General features: G+C 56.9%; 6 protein-coding genes. 2 read left to right on the plus strand and 4 right to left on the minus strand.

The window, feature by feature from the left end; translation table 11 throughout:
- Positions 1-834: 834 nt before the first annotated feature.
- From ACT3UQ_RS19390 to ACT3UQ_RS19400, 3 genes are read right to left on the minus strand one after another with little or no spacing between them, the layout of a single operon-like run.
- Positions 835-1425: an NADPH-dependent FMN reductase gene (locus ACT3UQ_RS19390; protein ID WP_096179050.1), complete on the minus strand. Its 591-nt coding sequence runs from the start codon at positions 1423-1425 to the stop codon at positions 835-837.
- Between the two features lie 33 nt (positions 1426-1458).
- A complete protein-coding gene (locus ACT3UQ_RS19395; protein WP_444637785.1) occupies positions 1459-2052 on the minus strand; it encodes a DsbA family protein in 594 nt (197 codons plus the stop codon).
- A complete protein-coding gene (locus ACT3UQ_RS19400; protein ID WP_443439221.1) occupies positions 2049-3275 on the minus strand; it encodes an MFS transporter in 1227 nt (408 codons plus the stop codon). The genes ACT3UQ_RS19395 and ACT3UQ_RS19400 overlap by 4 nt, the downstream gene beginning before the upstream one ends.
- A 58-nt stretch (positions 3276-3333) precedes the next feature.
- Here ACT3UQ_RS19400 and ACT3UQ_RS19405 point away from each other — a divergent pair, with 58 nt between their 5' ends.
- Both ACT3UQ_RS19405 and ACT3UQ_RS19410 read left to right on the plus strand, forming a co-directional pair.
- On the plus strand, positions 3334-3702 hold the full coding sequence (locus tag ACT3UQ_RS19405; RefSeq protein ID WP_096179046.1) for a MerR family transcriptional regulator: 369 nt from the start codon (positions 3334-3336) through the stop codon (positions 3700-3702).
- 226 nt (positions 3703-3928) lie between these two features.
- Positions 3929-4225, plus strand: a complete 297-nt coding sequence (locus ACT3UQ_RS19410; protein ID WP_096253783.1) for a DUF4190 domain-containing protein — start codon at positions 3929-3931, stop codon at positions 4223-4225.
- Between the two features lie 309 nt (positions 4226-4534).
- Here the strand turns inward: ACT3UQ_RS19410 and ACT3UQ_RS19415 are convergent, their stop codons facing one another.
- Complete coding sequence (locus tag ACT3UQ_RS19415) at positions 4535-5554, minus strand: TerC/Alx family metal homeostasis membrane protein (RefSeq protein WP_444637786.1); 1020 nt, start codon at positions 5552-5554, stop codon at positions 4535-4537.
- Between the last annotated feature and the right edge of the window lie 134 nt (positions 5555-5688).

Consider the following 5688-nt stretch of genomic DNA (forward strand, 5'->3'; position numbering starts at 1 on the left):
GGGACCGGCATATGGGACACTTGAATTTTCATCTCTGTCACGCAGTATTAGATCCGCGCTTCTGGCAGGATTGGGTCATGGATAACATTTTCCCAAGCATCCCCTTCCGTCCCGAATCACGCGATTGGATTCTTCGGCTTACCAATCCGATACTGAGATACCCTTGCAATAACGTCCGTTTGAAGGGGTATGAAAATGAGTATTCGCAGGATTTTCTCCGGAGCCATTTGTATCGGCTTATTGTTGCCACTCGGCGCATGTTCATCGCACACCGGGATTCGGGCGTTGGAGACACAGAGCACGCCGGCCGACGTCCTGCCTACGGGAGTTGAGCTCGACGACACTGTTGACGCGGAAAGTTCACGACTTCTGACAACCCACAAACAGGTACGATATTTTGCTGCTGCGTCCCATGATTCTTCGGTAGGTTGCATAATTGTCGTTCCACCAGGAACAGACCCTCAATGGTTTGCAGGTTGCGGCGGCATGGGAGCAGCAGACCTGATTGTCACTGCCTCGACCATGCCAAGCAACATGTCAGCTTCCTTGGTTCGAGATAACGCTGATACCCGCACTTTGGAATCCCAAGGATGGACCAGAATTCATGAGAACATCCTCATCCCCAGCGTGCAGGGAGAAACCGTCCGGTAAATGCAGGTCATCAAGGGAACTTGAGCACAAGCAGAAGGCGTTAGAAACCTTCTCCTGACGAAACTATAGATTAACGTTCGGTCTGGGATTGTTTGCCCGGTACAGCGTTCCTCATACGGAATCTGCCACATGACGCCTCTGATTTTTCGCCTGCCTCCCCAACGTCGGCTTCCCCCGCCTCCTTTAGGCTTCGATGAACGACGACGCATCCGCCGTTGATTCCCGGAGCCGGGCCAAGGCCCCACTCCACCCCAACAGCTGATCCAGCATCTGATTCGCGGTGCCCACATGGTGATCGCCGGGATCCAGGATCTCCATGTCCACGAAGTCGGCGAAGAGGGACAATGCGACTTGCGCCCGCACATCGGCGAGCATCAACTCTGCGGAGATGGTCCGCAGGTGCTCAACCGCCCTGGCACCACCCAACAGGCCGTAGCCGACGAAGCCAATGGCCTTGTTGTGCCACTCGCCAAACAGGTAGTCCAAAGCATCCTTCAGGACCCCCGGAATCGAGTGGTTGTATTCGGGGGTGACGATGATGAACCCATCACAGGAGGCGACCGATTCGGACCACGCGCGAGTGTGCTCGTGTCCGTACGGTTTTCCCATGGCTGCGGGAATTGTTTCGTCCAGGTGGGGGAGGTTGTAGTCAAGCAGATCCAGCAGGATGAACTCGTGGCCCTCGCGTTGGTCTGCAATGTTTTTTATCCATTCGGCGACCACGATGGATCGACGTCCCGGGCGGGTGCTACCTACGATGATTCCAATTTTCATGGGGATTTCCTTGCTGTTGAAGTGTGGTGGTTGTCAGTGGAGTAGGTCTGCCAGGTCGCCTTTGCTGTGCATGCCCGTCAGTGTTGCCCCGGATTCCCAGAGCAGGACGGGAACCGCGGAGATCTTCTTTTCGCGGACGAAGTCGAGCGATTCACGGACATGCCGCGTGCTCTCGTCTCGGGTCAGCTCGACGCCAAGTCCCTGTGCCGTGGCTTCAAGGAATATAGGGTCGGCAATGTTCTTTCCCTCGGAAAAATGCGCCCGGAAGAGTGCCCGGACCATAGATGCACCGCGCCCGGCTTGGCTTGCATCGTAGATGGCCCGATGGGCGTCGAAGGTGTTGGAGTGGATACCGCTGGCATAGTCGAGGGTGATCCCATCCATGGCCGCGATGGCCCTCACACGCTCGTTCTCCTGATCCACGCCCGGACCAAACCGTTCACGGAGCACGCGCAGCAGCGGCTCACCGGTCGTTGTCGCGGAGGGGTCGAGCTGGTGCGGCAAGAAGCCGAGCGGGTAGGTGTCCAGGTCCCCGCCCTGGTCGGAGATCACGCTGGCCACGCGCTCGAATGCGATGTAGGACCAGGTGCAGGCGATATCAATGATGAGGGAGACCTTGGGCGTCATGAGTCCTTGGCCTTCTTTCGTGAGGTGGATTGCCGGATTTTGGAGGTAGAAATGGCGAAGACCGCACCTGCCGTCACCAGTGCGAGGACCGCCGCGGCGAGGAACGCCTGGGCGGTGCCGCCGCCGCGAATGATCATCTCGGCGATGAGGGGTGAAGCGAATTGCCCCAGGAACATGGCAGAGATCAACGCCCCAATCGCTTGGGCCCGATTCGCGGACGAGGTGCTGACCGAGATCCACGAATTGAGGTTGGGCATGACGAGCCCGACGCCGAGCGCCGAAATGCTCAGGCCTGCCACCACCTGGGCGATGGATTCGGAGGTGCCAACCGTTGCCATGCCGGCCGACATCAGCACCATGCTGAGCAACGCGACATTGCGGAATCCCAGCCGGGACACCCAGCGGTAGCCCAGGCTGGCGAGGGCCTGAACCAGGACCATCCAGCCGATCACCAACCCCGTAGTCGAGGCATCGACATCCATTGTCCCGAGGAGGAAGGGCAGTTGGGTCGGTACGACGTAGAAGACAATCTGGATCACGAACGCGAGGACCACAATTCCCGCAATGAGCCCCGTGGCCTTGGGGCTCGGTAGCGATTGGTGGGCGGTTTTGCTTGTTGGTAAGGAAGGCGGGTCGGTGACTTTCCAGGCGACGAGGACGGCGACCGGCAGCGATAAGAGGTAGACCGCGAAGGCCGCGTTCCAGCTGATGTCCGCCAGCGCACCGCCTAGGGACAGGAACACGGCTCCACCGAGCCCACTTGCTGCGGCCTGCAGGCCGAACATCCTGGATCGCCGCTCACCGGTGAACCATTCGGAAATCAATGCGGTGGAGGCCGTCATGGCACCTGCCACGGCGACACCGAGGATCGAGCGAGACACCATGAGTACCGCCAGGTCATCAATCCACAGTCCCGCCGATCCGGCGATCGCGTAGAGGATGACGGAGAGCTTGAGCACGAGGGCCCTGCTGAACCTGTCGTTGAGCCAGCCCAGCACCGGGGCGGAGATTGCTATCGACAGGGCGGTGATGGTGACGACGAGTTTGACCAGGAAGCCTGCATTCTCGACCCCTGAGAAGTGTTCGGCCATTTTGGGCAGCGCCGGGGAGATCGTTGCGCCCGCCATGACGGTGAGCATGCTTGCTGCAATGAGTGCCACCGACCCACCAATTAGGGGGCTCCGGGGCTCGTGGCTGGTCTCAACCTGGTTGCGTTCGGTCATGCTGCAATGCTAAGACTTGAACAAAGGTTGAAGTCAATTCGGGAGGTTTCACGGCGCAATGTCCACAAAATCAATGACGGTTTCGGACCTGGCCCACGCCAGCAAGGTCAATGCCTCGGCCGTGCGGTTTTACGACAAGCATGGCTTGATCACCGGTGAGCGAACCTCAGGGAACCAGCGCCGCTTTGGCGAAGAAGATGCCTGTCGGATCAAGGTGATTCGAGTGGCCCAACGGGTGGGGATGTCGGTGGTGGAAATTTCGGAGCTCTTGACCGGCTTGCCACAGGAGCCGTCCCCAACGGACTGGGCGGTCGTCGGCACCAGGCTTCGAGCCGCCGCACAGGAACGGATCGATGAGCTCAACCATGCACTCGACGATCTGACGGGGCCGGTGCAGTTGTGCGAGGTCAGCAGCGCGGTGTCATGACCCAGGCAGTTGGCTAACCCTTCAGGCCGTTCCAACTGGCACCCATGACCAATAGCTCCTGATGGTCCACGGGTGGAATACCGGGGAAGCGTTCACGAAAGTTCCCTGGCCACCACGATTTGACGGCAGGATGAGAAATCCTTTCCCAGTGAGCGTTCCTCTTGTGGCGATTCGAGCTAGGCTCATGCATAAACACGAACCGAACACCGAGACACGGAGGAACGTAATGCCTACCCATGAAGAAGCGATTCATACAGACGTGGAGAGCCTAAACAAGCTATCGGTGGCGTCCTTGATGTTGTCCGTGGTGGCACTCGTAGGCCTTTGGTTCTTAGGACTTTCAGGATTGGCAATCTTTGCCGTAGGTGCTGGGCATGTTGCATTGAACCAGATTGCGCATTCCGGTGGGAAGGGGCGCTGGCTGGCTATTTTCGCGTTGGTAATCGGGTATGGGATTGGTGTACTCGCGTTGGTCTCTGTCGCCACCGCAATTCCAGCGATAATCCAATCGTATGTAGTTTAGCGGCGCTGCCCATCTCAAGGTCGAAGGACAGGACCGAAATAACTGCTCAGTTGACCAATTAATATCGGGGACCACCGAAATAAGGTTCGGATGCCCCGTATAGGGTTCCCCTTCCGGACGCGAAATCGCTGTGCAGAGGACCTTGGACACTCAATGCAATGGACTTCGGAAAAGCCCCGGGGTACCGGGGCTTTCGAGTTTCTGATTACCTGGCCAAAATGATCCTAATCCGCATTCACAGAAGAACTATGAACTTGCTGCCTCATCTACATCTGGCAGCACTGTGAAACGGACGCACATTTCCATTCCCTAAGATTCCATTTTCTTCTGAGCTTCGGCCTTGGCAGCAGCTCTTCTCCCCAAAGGCGTCCACAACGACAGTACGGTCGCAACGATAATCGTCGTTAGTATGACGATCAGTGAAAATGTTGTACCAATATCTAGCCACGCCAGTTCGATAGGGTTGCCACCGTTGATAAAAGGCACTTCATTTTCATGCAGAGCATGGAAAACCAGCTTGACGCCGATGAAGGCCAAGATGAAGCTCAGTGCGTGCTTCAGGAAGACCAAACGGTTCATCAAACCACCGAGCAGGAAGTACAACTGACGCAGACCCATCAACGCGAAGATATTCGCGGTGAAGACGATAAACGCCGAGTTGGTCAGACCGAAGATCGCAGGAATCGAGTCCACGGCGAACAACAGGTCGGTCATGCCGATGGTAATGAAGACCATCACCATTGGAGTGAACAGCTTCTTACCGTCAACCACGGAACGCAGCTTGTTGCCGTCGTATTCCTTGGCGAATGGCATCTTGCTGGTCAGCTTCTTGATCAGACCGCTATCACTGTCTTCGTCCTCGTCGTCACTGTCCTTCAGCTGGTGCCATGCGGTCCAGAGCAAGAACGCGCCGAAGATGTAGAAGATCCAGGAGAAGTGCTCGATCATCGCAGCGCCGGCAAGAATGAAGATTGCGCGCAATACCAGTGCGATGATGATGCCGAACATCAGCACCTCTTGCTGGTACTTACGCGGCACCGCAAAGCGGGTCATGATGATGATAAAGACAAAGAGGTTGTCAATCGACAACGAGTATTCGGTAATCCAGCCGGCGTAGAATTCCTGGCCTAGCTGAGAGCCTGCCTGCCACCAGACAATGCCACCGAAAATTATTGCTAGTGCGATGTAGAAGCCAACGAAGAGGCCGGCTTCCTTCATCGATGGTTCGTGCGGCCGCTTGACCACATAGAGCAAATCAAGCAGCAAGACAACGCAGAGCGCCACCAAGGCAATGATTTCAAATTGGAGTGTTAACCCTGAAGCACCCATAGAAGAGTAGCCTTTCGTCGTAAGGGGAGGACAAAGATTCGCAAGTCTCTCCGCCGTCAAGAACTAATTCTTGTTCGGCTGCTGCGCCCGGCGAAGCTCGATGGTTCGCGTGTTGACGTTCACAGCATTTGGGA

The organism is Glutamicibacter sp. AOP12-B1-11, assembly GCF_052379245.1.
In the GTDB taxonomy this organism is placed as follows: Bacteria; Actinomycetota; Actinomycetes; order Actinomycetales; family Micrococcaceae; genus Glutamicibacter.

Bases quoted from the DNA above. Each gene is read 5' to 3' on its own strand.
- ACT3UQ_RS19410 (WP_096253783.1), top strand. From the start codon at position 3,929: ATGCCTACCCATGAAGAAGCGATTCATACAGACGTGGAGAGCCTAAAC.
- ACT3UQ_RS19415 (WP_444637786.1), bottom strand. From the start codon at position 5,554: ATGGGTGCTTCAGGGTTAACACTCCAATTTGAAATCATTGCCTTGGTG.
- ACT3UQ_RS19390 (WP_096179050.1), bottom strand. From the start codon at position 1,425: ATGAAAATTGGAATCATCGTAGGTAGCACCCGCCCGGGACGTCGATCC.
- ACT3UQ_RS19405 (WP_096179046.1), top strand. From the start codon at position 3,334: ATGTCCACAAAATCAATGACGGTTTCGGACCTGGCCCACGCCAGCAAG.
- ACT3UQ_RS19400 (WP_443439221.1), bottom strand. From the start codon at position 3,275: ATGACCGAACGCAACCAGGTTGAGACCAGCCACGAGCCCCGGAGCCCC.
- ACT3UQ_RS19395 (WP_444637785.1), bottom strand. From the start codon at position 2,052: ATGACGCCCAAGGTCTCCCTCATCATTGATATCGCCTGCACCTGGTCC.